The following is a 15,885-nucleotide window of genomic DNA, read 5'->3' on the forward strand; positions in this document are numbered from 1 at the left end:
CGGCGCGGTTGATGCTGCGGGCGCTGGTCGTGCCGCCAGCCGGGCTGGTGGGCTGCGGCACGACGGCCACGGCGGGGGACACCCGGGTGACCCCCGCCGTCGCCGTCCGCATCCGGACGTCAGTCCTGTGCCTCTCCCCCGTCCCCGGCCCGCGCCGGGCGCCAGCCGCGGGCGCGGGCCCGGGGCACGGCGAAAGCGGCCCACAGGACGGCCAGGACGACGGCGGAGCCGAGGAGGACAAGGAGCGTGGCCCGGTCGGTGGCGGCGTCGGCATGCGAGGTGTCACGGACGGCGACACGTTCCGCGGCGCGGTCGCCGGCGGCGGGTGCGTCCGGGCCGCCGAGAACGGTGGTCACGGCGGCGTACGCGTCCAGCTGCGGGATGTCGGCGGGGTACGCGGTCGCGGTCAGCCGGCGGGTGACGGCCTCGGGCGAGTCGTCCGGGTGGGCCGCGCGGACCACCGCGGCCGCCCCGGCGGCGTAGGCGGCGGCGACCGAGGCCCCGGCTCCCAGGTAGTGGCCGTCACCACGCGGGCCACCGGACACCACCCCGGCGCCGGGGGCGGCCAGGTCGATGCCCGTGGTGGGCAGGGCCCGCTCCGGGCGGAGGCCGCCGGGGAGCATGTCGGCGACCGAGAGGACCCCGGGTTCCCCGGCCGGCCAGTACACGCGGGACGGGATCGCGTCGATGTCTCCCCGCGTCGGCGGGTCGGGGGTCGCCGCGGCGACGACGACCGCGCCCGCGCGGCGGGCGTCCGCGACGGCACGGGTCAGTTCCCTGTCCCGGCGCGGCAGGGCCACCGTGACCGCGATGACGTCGGCCCCGGCCTCGGTGGCCTCACGTACCGCCGCCGCGACGAGCGCCGAATCGGCCTGGCCGCGTGGGTCCGTGCCCCGCAGGGCGAGGATGCGCGCAGCCGGGGCGACTCCGGGGAGACGCGCGTCCGTACCGGCGATCAGCCCGGCCAGGAAGGTGCCGTGCCCCACACAGTCCTCGGCGGCCGTGCCGTCGGCGATGACACGGCCGTCGAGGCCGTCGGCGTCGGGGGCGACACCGGTGTCGATCAGGGCGACGGTGACCCCCGCGCCGATGCCGTGCCCGTGCGTCCGGTCCAGGTCGAGGCGCTGACGCGACCAGTCCTGCTTCTTCGCCCTCTCCCGCGAGGGGGCGGTGCACTCGGCGTCCGCGTCGAGCGCGGAGGGCATCGCCGGCAGTTCCTGGCCCTTCCTCGTGTCGGCCGCCGGGAGCCCCGGGTGAGGTGCCGTGTGAGCCGTGACGGCCGTGGGCAGCAGCAGTGCGGCGGCGAGGCCGGCGCCGGACAGCAGCCGGGCGGCCCCACGGGCGGCGGGCTTCACAGTCCGGCCGCCTTCGGGGCGGCGGCCACATCCTCGGGAACGAGGATGCGCAGGTCGTCCAGGGTGGGCGCGGCCAGCGAACTGAGCCGCCCCGCCTGGCGGGTGACCATCGACTCGAGCACCTGCCGGGCCAGCCGGGCATTGCCGAACGAGCGGTCCCGGGGCAGCGCGTCGAAGTACGACTTGAGCACCGGCCCGGTGCCGGGTCCGCACTCGTAGCCCATGCTCGCCGCCTGGGCGCGCACGATGGTGACCAGTTCCTCGGAGGAGTAGTCGGCGAAGGTGATCCGGCGTGGGAAGCGGGAGGACAGACCCGGGTTGGAGGCCAGGAAGCGTTCCATCTCGTCGGTGTAGCCGGCGACGATGACGACCACCTCGTCGCGGTGGTCCTCCATCAGCTTCAGCAGGGTGTCCACCGCCTCCTGGCCGAAGTCGGCGCCGCCGCCCCGCGGGGTGAGGGTGTACGCCTCGTCGATGAACAGCACACCGCCGCGGGCCCGTTCGAAGACCTCGCGGGTGAGCTGCGCGGTGTGCCCGATGTAGCGGCCGACGAGGTCGGCGCGGGCGGCCTCCACCAGCTGGCCCCGCTGCAGGATGCCGAGCTGGGTCAGGATCTCGCCGTAGAGGCGGGCGACCGTGGTCTTGCCCGTGCCGGGCGGACCCGTGAAGACCAGGTGGTGGCTCAGGGAGGGCACCGGCAGTCCGGCGGCGGCGCGGTGGCGGGCCGTGGTGATGAGGTTGACCAGATCCGCGACGTCACGCTTGACCTCGGCCAGGCCGATCATGTCGCCGAGGCGGGTCAGCGGGTCGTCCTGCGGCGTGCCGGTCTCGGCGGCCTTCGCGGCGGCGGTGGCGGAGACGTCCTCCGGCAGCAGCAGCCTGAGGTCGTGCTCACCGACCTGGGCCTGCGCGGCGAGCCGGACGGCCTGCCGGTCCACCATCTCCTCGAACACCCCGCGCGCGGCGCGGCCGTTGCCGAATCCGGCATCCCTGGGCATCGCCTCGAAGTGCGCCGCGAGCGCCTGCGCGGTGCCCTCGCCCAGCTCGTACTGGTGCTGGGCGCACATGTTCTCCATGATGGCGACCAGTTCGGGCACGGAGTAGTTCTCGAACTCGACGGTCCGGGAGAAGCGTGAGGCCAGACCGGGGTTGGAGCCGAGGAAGGACTCCATCTCGCGGGAGTACCCGGCCGCGACCACGACCACGTCGTCGCGGTGGTCCTCCATCAGCTTCAGCAGGGTGTCGACCGCCTCGCGTCCGAAGTCCGCGCCGCCGTTGCCGCTGTCCGCCGTGAGTGTGTACGCCTCGTCGATGAACAGCACACCGCCGAGCGCCCGTTGGAAGGTCTCGGTGGTCTTGATCGCGGTGCCGCCGACGACCTGTGCGACGAGGTCGGCGCGGGAGACCTCCACGAGGTGGCCGCTGCGCAGGGAGCCCAGTTCGGCCAGGATCGCCCCGTAGAGGCGGGCGACGGTGGTCTTACCGGTGCCCGGCGGGCCCGCGAAGATCAGATGTCTGCTCATCGGCGGGGCCGACATGCCGAGCTGCTCGCGACGCTGGGCGAGCTGGGTGAGGTTGACCAGGGTACCGACCTGCTGCTTGACGTTCTCCAGGCCGATCAGCGCGTTCAGGGCGCCGAGCGGGCCGTCCGCGCGGTCCGGCGGGGGCGCGTCCGCGGCGCCGGATCCGGCGGGGTCGGTGTTCTCGGCGCTGCCGCTGCCCCACGCATCCCGCTTGCCGTTCCCGGTGCTCTTCAGGCCGTCCACGGCGAGCCGTTCGCCCGGTGTCGTCTGGACGAGCCCGCCGCCCCCGTTCTCCCGGGCCAGGCAGTTCACGAGCGAGACCGGCGCGGTGGACTCCACGCGGAAGCCGTCCTGGGCACCGCCGGAGACCTCGCAGCCGCTGAGCGAGGCGAGCGCCCCCTCCCGGAGCAGGAAGCCGTGGCCCTGCGCCGCGTGGACCGTGGTGCGGTTGGCGGTCAGCTCACCGCCCGCCGCGACCACCACACCGTCCTCGCCGGACATCTCGACGCGGAAGTCCCGGACGGTGACGTTGCCACCGTCCTCCACGACCAGGCCGCTGGTGGCGGTGTCGGAGACGCCGCCACCGGCCAGGTAGAGGGTGCTGCCGGCGGCCACCCGCACGCCCGCGCCCTTCGGCCGGACGATCTCGCAGTCCTCGGCCCGGCCGCGGGCGTCCTTGCCCGCCGCGATGCCGTCTCCGGAGGGCTCCACGAGACGGGCCCGGCGCAGCAGCGGGTTGGCCCCGCCGCGCACCGATATCGCGGGCGAGCCGCCGATCACCTCCAGGCGGTCCAGCTCCGGCGCCGAGTCCTCCTCCAGCAGCAGCCCCGTCTGCTCGCAGTCACGGACCGTGAGACCGGTCAGCGCCGGGGACGCGGCTCCCGCCACCCGGAGCGCCGCGCCCTGCGCGCCGTCCACCCAGCAGTCCTCGAAGGTGCCGCGGGCCCGGTCGGTGATCACGACGCCCTGGCCCCGGGTCCGCGAGACACGGCAGCGGCGCAGCACCGGGTCGGTGCCCCCGGCCAGCGCGATCCCGTTCCCGGAGGCCCCGGTGACGCGGACGTCCTCCAGCGTCGTACGGCCCGCGCTGCTCAGGTGCACTCCGGTGCTGGTGTCGTGCACGACGGTCCGCACCACCGTGACGGAGCAGTTCTGCTCCAGGGCGATGGACGGCTTGTCCGTGGAGGAGATGTCGCAGTCCTCGACGCTGCCGGTGGAGTCGCCGTTGGCGAGCAGGCCGTTGCCGCGTGCGGCCCGTACCGTGCAGCCGCGCAGCCGCGCCTCGCCCTGTTCGGCGAGGACGAGTCCGCTGGTGCCCAGGTGCTCGAACGTGCAGGACTCCACGGTGGTCGGCGTGGTCGAGGTGACGACGACGCCGGCGCCCTGGGGGTTGCTCACCCGGCAGTCCCGCAGCGCGAGGGAGCCGGTGCCCCCGGCCAGCACCGCCGTCCAGGCGGCGCCGACGATCTCGCAGCCGTCGAGCGCGGCCTGCCCGCGCCGTACGTCCACGGCGGGCAGCTCGGCGTCACCGCCGCGCAGGGACAGCTCGGAGAGCATCACGGCGTCGGCGCGCAGGGCGAGGACGCTGCCCGAACGTGGCCGGATCTCTACCGTGCCCCGGCCCTCGGCGGCGGTGAGGGTGACCCGGGTGTGGATCACCAGGTTCTCCGCGTAGGTCCCGGGCCGGACGCTGATCAGCGCGCCGGTACGGGCAGCCGCGAGTGCCTCACCGATCGTCCGGTAGCGGTCCCGCTCCCCGGGACCGACCGTCAGTACCTGGCGCGACACGCACCAACCTCCTTGTGGGACAACGTTCTCAGCGGGTGCCCCCGATCGTCGGGGGCGGTGTCGGCGAGCCGACGGTGCCATCATGCCCGGCTGCCGGGGCAGCCGGGGCCCGGGAGCGAAGCTCTCGGCCGGAAGGCGTCGGGAGCGCGGTCAGACGCTCCACTTCTGGTTGTCGGTGCCGGCGCACGTCCACAGTTGCAGCCAGGCGCCGTTGCCCCTGTTGTTGTCCTTGATGTCGACGCACTTGCCGACGACGGTGTTCACGAGGTCGTGGCGCTCGTTCAGGACGAACTTCTGGGCCGCGTTGCCACTGCACCGGGCGATCTGGATCGGAGTGCCGTCGTTGTAGTTCGCGTTGGCCACGTCCAGGCACAGGCCCTGGATGCGCAGGGTGCCGTCGGAGGCGAACTGCCATTTCTGCGCGACGCCGTTGTTGCAGTCCCATACGAACAGCTTCTTGCCGTCGCCGAAGTCGGCGTTCGGTACGTCGAGGCAGCGGCCGGAGAGATGGCTGCGCAGCGAGACCGGGGCACTGAACGTCACGCCCGAGCCGGAATCCGAGGGCTGGCCGGCGCCGCCCCCTCCGGTTGTCTTCCCGCCACCCGACTTCGCGGGTTCGTTCTTCGTGCCCGTGCCGCCCTTGGGCCGGTCCTTCTCGCCACCGTCGTGCTTCGGCGTCTCCTTGCCCGAGTCCCGTTCCGCAGTCGCGCCGGGGGCTTGCTTCACCGGCTTGTCGGGCTTGCCGGAGCTCTTCCCGTGGTCGTCCGGAGCGGAGGTGTCGGGTTTGGTGACCACGAAGTCGCCCGGCGCCTCCTGCGCACCGCCACCGAGGACGGTGCCTCCCGCCGGCGCGGCCTTGGCGTCCTTGTCGTCGCCTCCGGTGAGCACGAGGAACGGTACCGACACGAGCAGTGCCCCGGCGACGGCGGCGCCGGCCAGCGCCGCCCTGCCCGGCCGCCCCACGTGGGCGGCCTGCTGCTGCGGCCGGTCGATGGCGGTCGTGGTCATCGTCCGTACGAGCGCGGGGAGCCGGCTCTTGGCCTCCGCGGCGGCACCGGGGTCGGAGTCCGCGTCGGAGTCCGGCTCGGCCTCGGACCCGGTCCGGCCGCCGGGAGCGGTTCCGGCCGCGGGCACGGCTGCCGGAGTCCGACCCTCGGTCGCCGCCTCCTCGGCCTCGGAAGTCGCCTGCGAAACCGGGGACTCGGCCCGGGCTCCCTCGCCCCGGCCGTGGGAAGACTCCGCCTCGGTCCGGGCCCCGGGCTGGGCGGCGGTGGCCGTCGGGGCCGTCTCCTCGCCGGTTGAACCGGACGTCACCTGCGAGGAGGCGGAGGTGTGCTGGGCCGGACGCGTCACGGGGTCCTCCCTGTGGTGTGGGGCCAGGGTTCAGAGGAGCGGTGGGGCTCGGCCTCGTGGGAGGCCGGGCGCGCCCGCTCGACCTCCGGTTCGGGCAAGGCGTCCAGGAGCCTGTCCACCGGGACGAGCAGGGGTGCCGCGGCACCGGCGTTGACCATCACCTGTGTTCCGGAGCCGCGCAGTGACCGGGCGAGTTCTTCCGCCGGGACCCTGTCGTGCCGAAGTGCCGCGGACATGAACGCGTGTGCCGGCGAGGTGAACGAGAGGATCACCGGCGCACCGTCCAGACCGGCCGCCGTCAGCGGCCCGCCGTCCGGTCCGCGCACCACCGTGATCTCCGCTCGGGCGAGCGCCGCGATCGCCTCGTCCACCGAGCCGTATCCGGTGGCGGCCCGCTGGGCGGCCGCGTCGACCGGATCGGTGGGCTCCGGCCAGCCGAGTACTCGGGCCGAGGGCCGGTAGGCCGGGTTGGGACGGTAGTCCCCGACGTCCCCGCTCTCGTCGGACTGCCACTCCCCCACCACGGCCCACGCGGGCGGCGTACGGTCCTGTGTCCAGTCGGGGTCCACCATCCCGATCCAGTGGCCGGGCGCCCGGCGTGCCGCGTCCCGCACCGCTTCGGGTATCTCGGGGGTGTCGGTGGCCCTGGCCTCGTCGGAACCCGACGACTCCGCGGGGCCCGGCCCGGAGCCGGCGGGCGCGTCGGGCTCACCCTCCCGCCGTTGTCCGGGCCGCATCTCCATCTGAACTCTTCGGTCGCTGCGAAAACTTGGATGCCGTCGGCCCGCACGTGCGCCGACGATGATCAGATCAGGAACCCCAGGATGCCACACGAGCATCGCCCGTTGCGGGGCGGGCACGGTCCGCCTCACGTGCCCTCGTGCCCGTTCACTGCCCGGATCGGGAACTTTCCGGGAGCAGTGAGGCGTGAGCGGACAAAGCGACAGGAGAGTTGGGGGAGGTGGTCGGTCGATCGTCGTGAATCCGGGCTAAGTTGGGCCGCACGGGAAGACCCCATGGCTCGGGACGGCACCGGACCGGCCCGCGGCCGCCACCGCGGCGGACCGGCGCCCCTCGACGACCGGGGCCGGGCTTCGACACGGTCCGCCCCGCGCGGCGCGTCCGACCAACGCCCGCCGGACTTCCCGGCGTTCGTCCAGCCGACCACTGCACGGGCCCCGGCCACAACCGACAGCTCCGCCACCGAGGAGGAGTACCGCATGTCCCCCCAGCACCCCACCCCCGACGCGAACGCGGAGGCGGCCGCCACCCGCGCAGGGGGCACCGGTTCACCGTCCACCTCCGCGCCGGACGACCCGCCACCGAGCCGGGGCTCCGCTCCGGAGGCCGAGTCCGCAAACGCCGCGCAGGAATCCGGCACCGGCGGGACGAAGCCGCCCGCCGGGACGGAGCCGGGCGGGCGGAAACCCGGAGGCGCGGACGGGGAGGCCGCCACCGGGACGGCGAAGTCCGGCCCCACCCGAGCCGGTGAGCCCGCTTCCGCAGGGGCCGAGGAGCCGACGGCCCCCGCCGCCGGCACGGCACAGACCAAAAGCGTCACCACCGGAACGGCAGAGACCGAAAGCAGCACCGTCGGCACGGCGGAGACCGAAAGCACCACCGCCCCGGCATCACCCGCCGCGGCGGGCACATCCACCGCGTCACCCGAAGCACGCGTCGCCGTGGCCGCGGCCGTCGGTACCATGCCGCCCCACGCCAGGACGGGCACCGGCGTAGAGAGCGGACGCCCCCGCAAGCCCATCCTCGCGGGAGCGGCGGTGGCCGGCGCCGCCCTGATCGCCATACCGCTGCTGCTCACCGGCAGCGCGAGGGACGACGGACCTCCCGACTCCGCCAAGGGGCTGGCCGCGGGGGGCTCCGACACCGTTCTGAATCCGACGTCGGCCCCGGCCGCCCTCGACGACTACGTGGCCGAGAAGCCCAGCCCGTCCCCGAAGAAGGCGAAGGCGACGAAGAGCGCGCCGCCGAAGGTCGCCCCGCCCCAGCCCGCCACGCCCGCGGCGAAGCCCAGCCCGAGCGGCGAGCCGGACCCGAAACCCAAGGCGAAGCCGAAGCCGAAGGCGACCCCGAAGCCGAACTGGAGCACCGAGACCGTCTACGCGCCCAGTGTCCTGGAGGTCAACCAGGCCTGGACCACCAACCGCATCCGGATGGTCATGCAGACCGACGGCAACCTGGTCGTCTACAACGAGCAGCGCAAGCCCATCTGGGCGTCCATGACCTTCGGCCCGAACCACCGGGCGATCTTCCAGCCGGACGGCAACCTGGTCATCCACAACGGCGAGGACCGCCCCATCTGGGCCTCGCAGACCTGGGGCCACGAAGGTGCCCAACTGGTCCTGCGTGCCGACGCCAAGGTGGTGATCGTGCAGAACGGCAGGGTGATCTGGTCGACGTGACACCCTGCGACGGGGCCGCCTTCCTCCACGGCGGCCCCTCGGCACGCGATCCGGGCGGAGTCAAGGTGAAGATAGTTCTCTTCGGGGCGTCAGGCATGGTCGGTCAAGGCGTGCTGCGCGCATGCCTGGAAGAACCGGAGGTCACCGAGGTCGTCGCCGTCGTACGCAAGCCGCTCGGCGGGAGCGCGCCGAAGCTGCGTGAGGTGCGGCACGCCGACTTCTCGGACCTCACCCCGATCGCGGGAGAGCTCTCGGAGGCGGACGCCTGTTTCTACTGCCTCGGAGTCTCGTCGGTGGGAGTCGGCCGCGAGGAGTACGAGAGGATCACGTACGACTACACCGTCGAGGCCGCCCGCGTGGTGGCTGCCGACCATCCGCGCGTGACCTTCGTGTACGTGTCGGGAGAGGGCACCGACAGCACGGAACGCGGACGAGTCTTCTGGGCCCGGGTGAAGGGCCGGACGGAGAACGCGCTGATGGCCACGGACATGCGCGCGTACGCCTTCCGTCCCGGATGGATCCAGCCCGTCCACGGGGAGACCTCGGCCACCCGGTGGTACCGGCTGGCGTACCGGCTCACCTCCTGGCTCTATCCGCTTCTGCGCCGTGTGACGCCCCGCTATGTGACCAGCACCGCTCACCTGGGACGCGCGATGATCGCGGTCGCGCGGCTCGATGGTTCCGGACCGCGCGTGCTGCGAACCGACCAGATCAACCGGCTCGGGGCATAGACCCCCCGCGGACGCGACGTCGCACTGCGCCGGCGGCACGCCGTCGTGCCGGAGCGGCGGTCACCGCCGGAGCCGTCGGTGACCTTCGTCTCGGCACTCCGTCACATAGGTCGGGCCATGGGGGGCATCCGGGTTCTACCAGCGAAAGGAGCCCACCATGGTGGTTGTCGGCGTGATCGCCGTCTGTGTCGTCCTGGCCGTCCTCGCATTCTTCATCCCCCGCCTGTCCCGGCACCCCGAACGCGGCACGCAGCGGACGCTCGGCGCCGGAGCTCGGGCCGGTGGCAAGGCGCCCGGCCCGCTGGGCCGGCTCTTCAGCAAGCCGTTCCACAGCAGCTCGCGGGCAGTGGGCCGCAGCGGTTCGGCCGGCCGCCGGTTCCGCGGCCGTATGCCCTTCTGACCGACCGCGCCAACGAGCGGATCAGCACACGAGCAGGGAACTGGATGACGAACGCTGAGGACGAGGCCAGGCTGCTGGACGGGCTGACCGTGGACGCCAGTCGGCGAGAGCAGCCGATCGTGCTGGACGCGGACGGACGTCCCCTCCGCACCTGGCGGGAGAACTATCCCTACGACCGCAAGGTGAGCCGCAGGGACTACGAGCAGACCAAGCGCATTCTGCAGATCGAGATGCTCAAGCTGCAGCGGTGGGTCAAGGACACCGGCGCCCGACTGGTCGTCGTGTGCGAGGGACGTGACGCGGCCGGCAAGGGCGGCACGATCCAACGGCTCCTCGAGCGGCTCAACCCACGCGGCGCGCGCGTGGTCGCCCTGGACAAGCCCACCGAGCGCGAGGCGGGGCAGTGGTACTTCCAGCGGTACGTCGGACAACTGCCGACCGCCGGGGAGATCGTCTTCTTCGACCGCTCCTGGTACAACCGGGCCGGCGTCGAGCGGGTGATGGGGTTCTGTTCCAAGGACGAGTACGAGCTGTTCCTCGACCAGTGCCCGACCTTCGAGCGGATGCTGGTCGCCGACGGCGTTGTGCTGGTCAAGTTCTGGTTCTCCGTCTCCCGCTCCGAGCAGCGCACCCGCTTCGCCATCCGGCAGGTCGACCCGGTACGTCAGTGGAAGCTCTCCCCCACCGACCTGGCCTCGCTGGATCTCTGGGACGACTACACAGAGGCGAAGATCGACATGTTCCGCGCGACGGACACCGAACACGCCCCCTGGACGGTCGTCAAGAGCAACGACAAGCGGCGCGCCCGGCTGGAGACCATGCGCAGCCTGCTGGCCCGCATCGACTACACCAGCAAGGACGTCGACGCGGTAGGCACACCCGACCCCCTCATCGTCGGCGCCGCGGACACTCTGCTGGAGGCTGGCGAGGAGGACACCGCACTGTCACCCACACCCCTGTTCCCCGGCGCGGGCGGGCCGGGGAAGCACCCCTCGACCGGAGACGACTGACCGCCGTGTCACGGCGGGTGTCAGGCGGCGCGCTCGGCGAGCGTCTTGGACCGCTGGTAGGGCGGAGTTCGGAACTCCCCCAGCGGGCGATCACCCTGGCCGCCGAGTTCGTCGAGACGTGGGAGGCATCCACACAGACTCAGGACCACTCCAGCTCGTCGGCCGCGTGGAGTTCGGCGAGCAGGAGGCTGTGCAGCCGGTCGAAGACGCCGGCCTCATACCACCGGCCAGCCGGAGCCGAACCGGGCTAATGGAGTTACGGCCAGTCCACGGCGGTGACAGTCGTGCTGACCATGCTTGGCTGGTCGGTGGGGACCGTCTGCCGTCTGAACGGCGACGGGGTCAGGGCGGCTCACGGTCGGAGAAGGTGTTGTCCGCGGTCGTCTTGCGATTTCGCTTGGCCATCTCCTCCCAGAAGACGTCCAGTTCCCGGACAGGGATGCTCACCCAGGGGGCAGTGTGCCGGATCACCGTCGGGCGGCGCAGCCGGAAACCGCTGTGAAGGAGTTGCTGCTGGTGGCGGCAGAACGGCTCCTCCATCTCCGTCTGCGTCTTCCCGGTCTTGGGCGGGTACGGGCACAACCGGAACTGACAGGTGGGCAGGCAGGTGGCCCCGGACTCATCCCCCTTTTCGGCCCTGGCGACGCTGCGCTCCAGGTGCAGGGGGGTGCGGTCCTTTGTGAGACAGGGCGGGAGGGTGGCCTGGTCGGCGCGTTTCAGGCGTTCCTCGATGTCGTCGGGGCTTCCGTCGTACTCGGTGAGGTTGATCATGATGAGGACGTCGGCGAGCAGGCGTTGCGCGCGCGGGTGCAGGATGCTCCAGCCGACGGAGGGGGCGATCCACAGGTTGTGCTTCCGGTAGCGTTCAGGGTCGGCGGGGGTGGAGCCGACGTTGTCGTTGGCGCCGTTCTCGTCGATCCAGATGAACCGCTCCGGATGCCCGGTCTCCAGGGCCAGGGTCACCAAGTCGCCCGCTTCGGCGACGAACGGATGGAGGAGCCTGTCCCGTCGTTCCCGCGCGGTCCCCCCTGGCGGGTCGGGGTCGTGTGCGGTGCCGGCCATCGCAAGCCAGCGGCTCACGGACTGCACAGGGTCGGTCGCATGGCGGGGTTGAGCCGTTCCCCCATCGCCGCCGGGAGCGGTGGACGTGCGTGCGCGGTGGATGCGCCGGTGTCCGTCCGTCTCGGCCGGCTCCGGTGCGCAGCGGATGCAGTCGGGGAGTGCCCACAGGCACAGCGCGTGCAACAGGCTCAGCTGTGCGTACCAGTAGCGGCTGCAGGTGAGCATCTTCTCAGCCTGTTTGACCAGGTAGGGCCGGGTCTGATCGCAGGCGTTGGGGTGCCGCCTGCGTCGGTTTGCGGCGTTCTTGAAGCCCTGGGCGAGGGCGTTCTCCATGGAGAGCGGCAGGTTCGGCTCGCCGCGTGCGGCGCGGGGCATCAGGGGGTTGGGCTGGCGGGCGGCGGGGGCGAGGTGCTGCAGCCAGATAGCGAGCCGTTCCTTCGCCTCGTCGCGGTATGCGTCGGAGACCGAGCCGACGAACATGGGGACGAGCCAGGCCCGCATGGCGAAGTACCGCCATGACTCCGCACGCTTCTTCTCGAACTCCTCTTCCAGTTTCCTGTGCTGTTGCCGTCTGTCCTCTTCGTGCTGTCGGCTCGCCGGGAGATAGTCCTCAACCGTCAGCCAGGCGGTGTAGGCGTCGTCCATGTGCTTCTTGGCCTCGCGGGTCTGCCGCAGGTACTGGAGCACCGGGTCGCTTCCCCGCGGGAAGGCCCGGCGCAGGGCGTAGAAGGCGCCGTCGCCACCCGCGGCGATCTGGTGGGTGATGGCGGTGCGGACGGGGTGGGAGGGCTCGTGGGTACCGATCTCGAAGAGTTCCCAGTAGGGGAGGAGTGGCCGCTTCGGCGTCCCGCCGGTCCGCTCAGGTGGGGCTGCTCCGACGTTCCGCACAAAGTGACGTTTGGAGTCCGCGCGGTGGCGGAGGAGAGGCTGCTGCGGATTCCGCCCGGGGGAAAGCCGTGCTCTTTCCACGCTGCGGTCCTCGCGCTCGCGCAGGGCCGCGCCGAAGCGACGCACCAGGCGAAGTTTGGCGTCCAGCAAGGTCCGGTGATCCCCCCGGATCTCCTTGTTCGGCCACAGCTCGGCGAGCTCGCGGGCGATGCCGTCCTGTTCGGTATGTGGGTTGACGCTGTCGATTTCCAGGGCGGCTGCGTAGAGGTCGAAGAACTTGGGGTCCTGGCGGCACTGCGCCTCCGTACGGAGCAGCTGGGTGATTTTCGCGGAAGGCCCCCGGGCGGGCGGCGCCGGCGCCGGCTTGCGCCCGGGCGCCGCATAGGGTGCGTCCACCGCTGCGCCCCGGGGGGCGGCCCGCCGTCGGGAGAGCAGGACCAGGGCGATGAGCAATTCGCGGGACGGGCCGGGGCTGCGGAGCGCTGGTTTCACGATGTCGCAGATCTGATCGGTGTCCATGTCGCCCATAAGGCAGTAGCCGAGATACGCCTGGATGATGCTGTGCGGGAACCGAACTTTCCTCTCGTAGCCCTTCACCAGTCCGAGAAGTTGTCCATTAGCGGCATAGCGGGCAAATTCCGTCTGGCACTCGTTCGGATAGTCCTTGACGTTCAGCCAACTCGGCTCGCCGAACCGGCGGCGCAGCACCCGCCAGATCGTGTCGCGCTGCGCCTCGGACACCGTGAGCCCTCTGGGGTCGGCGGCGCCGGATGCGGCTTCGAGGCGTGTCGCTGCCTCTCTGGATCGTCTTGATGACTCGTCGTCGGCCTGGTCATCGGCATAGGTCCTGATCAAGTCGTCGAACGTGACCTCCAGGTTGTCCTGCAGCAGGCCCAGGCAGGCCAGTGCCGACGCCACCCAGACTGTCTGCCGTCGCTCCTCCGGGTCCATGACGAGCCTGTCGTGAATACGGCCGTCTTCCAGCGCTCTGCGGTAGGTCTCCAGCAACCACAGCCTGAGGGTGGAGCAGTCGTGGCTGCGGGTATCCACGCGATCGGGCTCCTCGCGTAGCGTCATGTGTTCCAGCAGCCCGCGCTGCTGAAGCAGTCGGGCGATCTGCAGGTAGATAGGAGACTCGGAGACCTCGGCCGTTTCCACGATCCAGTCGAGGCGGCGCTCGTCCACCTCCCCGGCTTCCCTCATGAGATATTCCAGCGCCGCCTCCTCGCTGAGCGGCTCCAGATCGGCGATCACGGCCCGGGTGCCCTCCAGGGGAGCGTGCGGGCGCGAGGCGATGACCAAGGGGAGTTTCTGACGGTCGGCGCGGTCTATGGCGCGGCGGATGATGTTGTCGCGGTCGTCCCGGTGCTTGTCGTCCAGCAGTGCCTCCTCCAGGCCGTCGGCGAGGACGACGGCCTTGTCGTCGAGACGAAGCTGCCGCCATGTCTTGTCGATTTGGCCGCTGGCCAGTACCCCCTGATCCGCCTCCTCCGCGAAACGGCGCCGGGCCATCTTCTCGAAATCGAGTTCGCCGTCCCCGTCCATGTCGCGCAAGTGCAGTGGGACCGGGACGGCGGACTGTTGGGCAAGCATCCGGGTGAGTTCCACCAGGACGGCGGTCTTTCCGACCCCCACGCCGCCAACCAGTAGATACGGTCTGCGGGTTCTGTGATTGCGGAGGGTCTGCGCTATGACCTGGGAGAGCTCCCGGCGGCCGACGATCCGGTCGATGAGCGTTCCTGCGGTGGGGACCAGGTCGTGCGGCGAGTATCTCGCCTTGTCGACAATGGGCTTCTTGGTCCTGTGGTACCAGTAGAGCAGGAAGAGGCTTGTCACGAACCCGGCCACCAGGACTGGCCCCAGAAAGCGGCTGACCGTGACAAACCAAGTGGTGGACTGCATGGCTTGGAACCACGACTGCTGTCCGGGAGGCGGATGCGAATAGTAGATGCCCAGGACCAGCCAGGCAAAAAGCAAGGCCGCGCAGAGATAGGCGTACACCCGCATACACCGAGCAAAGTTGAGTCGAAAATACCTTCGCCAGCTCAGATTGGGCACGATACCTTTGCGGGCCTCTCGGCCGGTTCTGAACGTACGCCAGCGCCTACCGAGTGCCGCGAACACCGACACCGCCCACCGCCGCGGATACAGCGTGTACCAGGGGGCGTCTCGCGGGCGTTCCTTGCCTTCAGGATGGCGAACGACCTTGGTCATGAGGTCCTGTTCCCTCCACCCTCGTGCCGGACGAGGCCTAGCGATGTGACCCGTCGTCGGCGCGGGACTTTCCTGTGCCCGTGGGCATATTCCTCTTTCCATGGAAGCACCATTGGCGACAGTTGCAACACGGGTGCCAAGGCGGAAGGGCGGCGTGCGCGGAATTAGTCGCTGCGCGTGGACAACTCACCGACCAGGTCGTGGAGATCCTTGTCGTGCGGGTCGTACCCCGCTTCGGTGCGCGGAATGGCGACCGCCGCGTCCGCAGCCCGGTCCCGGGCGGGGTGGAAGCGCCGCGAGGCGGGGTCGAGGAACTGGAAGCGGGCCACGTTCGCCTGGTTCCCGCCCGCGGCGTGGACGTCGGCATAGTAGGCGCGGGCCGGCTGATTCGTGGCGAGGAGGTCCATGCGGCCGTTGCGCACGCGGGCGTCCGCGTCGGGGACTTCGGTCAGCAGCACCTGCCCGTCGAGGGAGAGCGCCGGCGGAGCCCCGATCCATGTCGACGGCGGCTTCACCGCCTGACGCCCCGCGCGAGGTACATCACCGCGCGGGGCCGTCACATACGACGGTGAGCTGCCTCACGCCGGAAGGCACGCCGGGACGTCCGCCGTGGACGAGATCACCTCGGCCTGGAGCCAGCCGCTCGTGGGGTAGCCGTTCACGGTCGTGACGACGAGGTAGAAGATCCCGTCGCCGACCGGGCTCTGCACGGTGCACGCGGCGGAGACGTTGGTGCCGCCGGTCAGGGGTGCGATGACCTCGGCGTTGTCCTGCGGGGCGGCGAGGAGGTTCGATGTCTCGACACCGACCTGCGGAAGCGTGTCGGCCCCTCCCAGCCCCCCGCGCCCCACGGTGTGATTCGTTCCGGTGACGTGCCCGGTGCCGGTCAGGATCTGACCACACGACAGGTAATTGTTGGTGTTGTTGTTCCCCTGAAGGGCAATGGCGCAGGGACCGTGGTCCTCCTGTACGCCCGCGCCGGCGGCATGAGCCGAGGTACTCGTACCTGCCAGACCGGCGACAGCCAGGAGGGATGTGGCGGCAGTCAGCGTCAGACGCTTGAGCAGCATCTTCACTCTCTTCACGTGATCTTGGCGAGTAATTGCGTCGCCATCATGACTTCCGACATGTGACCGATCGT

10 protein-coding genes and 1 pseudogene are annotated in these 15,885 nt (G+C 71.2%); 4 read left to right on the forward strand and 7 right to left on the reverse strand.

Going from position 1 to position 15,885, the window contains the following annotated elements; all coding sequences use genetic code 11:
* Positions 1-119: 119 nt before the first annotated feature.
* The 4 genes from ACFRAC_RS34615 to ACFRAC_RS34630 form a co-directional block, all read right to left on the reverse strand.
* On the reverse strand, positions 120-1,355 hold the full coding sequence (locus ACFRAC_RS34615) for a S8 family serine peptidase (RefSeq protein ID WP_382938476.1): 1,236 nt from the start codon (positions 1,353-1,355) through the stop codon (positions 120-122).
* The gene (locus tag ACFRAC_RS34620) at positions 1,352-4,666 is read right to left on the reverse strand and encodes a right-handed parallel beta-helix repeat-containing protein (protein WP_382938480.1); all 3,315 of its coding nucleotides are present in this window, start codon (positions 4,664-4,666) and stop codon (positions 1,352-1,354) included. The genes ACFRAC_RS34615 and ACFRAC_RS34620 overlap by 4 nt, the downstream gene beginning before the upstream one ends.
* Positions 4,667-4,816: 150 nt before the next feature.
* Positions 4,817-6,019 carry a ricin-type beta-trefoil lectin domain protein gene (locus ACFRAC_RS34625; protein WP_382938483.1) on the reverse strand — a complete coding sequence of 401 codons (1,203 nt, stop codon included), beginning with the start codon at positions 6,017-6,019 and terminating at the stop codon, positions 4,817-4,819.
* The gene (locus ACFRAC_RS34630; protein WP_382938533.1) at positions 6,016-6,756 is read right to left on the reverse strand and encodes a type VII secretion system-associated protein; all 741 of its coding nucleotides are present in this window, start codon (positions 6,754-6,756) and stop codon (positions 6,016-6,018) included. The genes ACFRAC_RS34625 and ACFRAC_RS34630 overlap by 4 nt, the downstream gene beginning before the upstream one ends.
* 483 nt (positions 6,757-7,239) lie before the next feature.
* Here ACFRAC_RS34630 and ACFRAC_RS34635 point away from each other — a divergent pair, with 483 nt between their 5' ends.
* From ACFRAC_RS34635 to ppk2, 4 genes are all read left to right on the forward strand, one after another.
* Positions 7,240-8,439: a mannose-binding protein gene (locus tag ACFRAC_RS34635; protein ID WP_382938486.1), complete on the forward strand. Its 1,200-nt coding sequence runs from the start codon at positions 7,240-7,242 to the stop codon at positions 8,437-8,439.
* Positions 8,440-8,504: 65 nt separating this feature from the next.
* Positions 8,505-9,170, forward strand: a complete 666-nt coding sequence (locus ACFRAC_RS34640) for an NAD(P)H-binding protein (protein WP_382938490.1) — start codon at positions 8,505-8,507, stop codon at positions 9,168-9,170.
* Between the two features lie 157 nt (positions 9,171-9,327).
* Positions 9,328-9,570 carry a DUF6411 family protein gene (locus tag ACFRAC_RS34645; protein WP_283288574.1) on the forward strand — a complete coding sequence of 81 codons (243 nt, stop codon included), beginning with the start codon at positions 9,328-9,330 and terminating at the stop codon, positions 9,568-9,570.
* A gap of 44 nt (positions 9,571-9,614) precedes the next feature.
* A complete protein-coding gene (gene ppk2, locus ACFRAC_RS34650) occupies positions 9,615-10,580 on the forward strand; it encodes a polyphosphate kinase 2 (protein WP_382938495.1) in 966 nt (321 codons plus the stop codon).
* 342 nt (positions 10,581-10,922) lie between these two features.
* On the opposite strand, the gene ACFRAC_RS34655 is transcribed toward ppk2, so the two are convergent.
* The 3 genes and pseudogenes from ACFRAC_RS34655 to ACFRAC_RS34665 form a co-directional block, all read right to left on the reverse strand.
* Positions 10,923-14,744 carry an ATP-binding protein gene (locus ACFRAC_RS34655; RefSeq protein WP_382938498.1) on the reverse strand — a complete coding sequence of 1,274 codons (3,822 nt, stop codon included), beginning with the start codon at positions 14,742-14,744 and terminating at the stop codon, positions 10,923-10,925.
* A gap of 167 nt (positions 14,745-14,911) precedes the next feature.
* Positions 14,912-15,205: pseudogene (locus tag ACFRAC_RS34660) on the reverse strand (transcriptional regulator); the annotation flags it as partial.
* A 117-nt stretch (positions 15,206-15,322) separates the two neighbouring features.
* Entirely contained in the window at positions 15,323-15,595 is a 273-nt protein-coding gene (locus ACFRAC_RS34665) for a hypothetical protein (RefSeq protein WP_382938500.1), read from the reverse strand.
* Positions 15,596-15,885: the final 290 nt, after the last annotated feature.

The sequence above is a fragment of the Streptomyces sp. NPDC056628 genome, assembly GCF_042792555.1.
Taxonomy (GTDB): Bacteria; Actinomycetota; Actinomycetes; order Streptomycetales; family Streptomycetaceae; genus Streptomyces.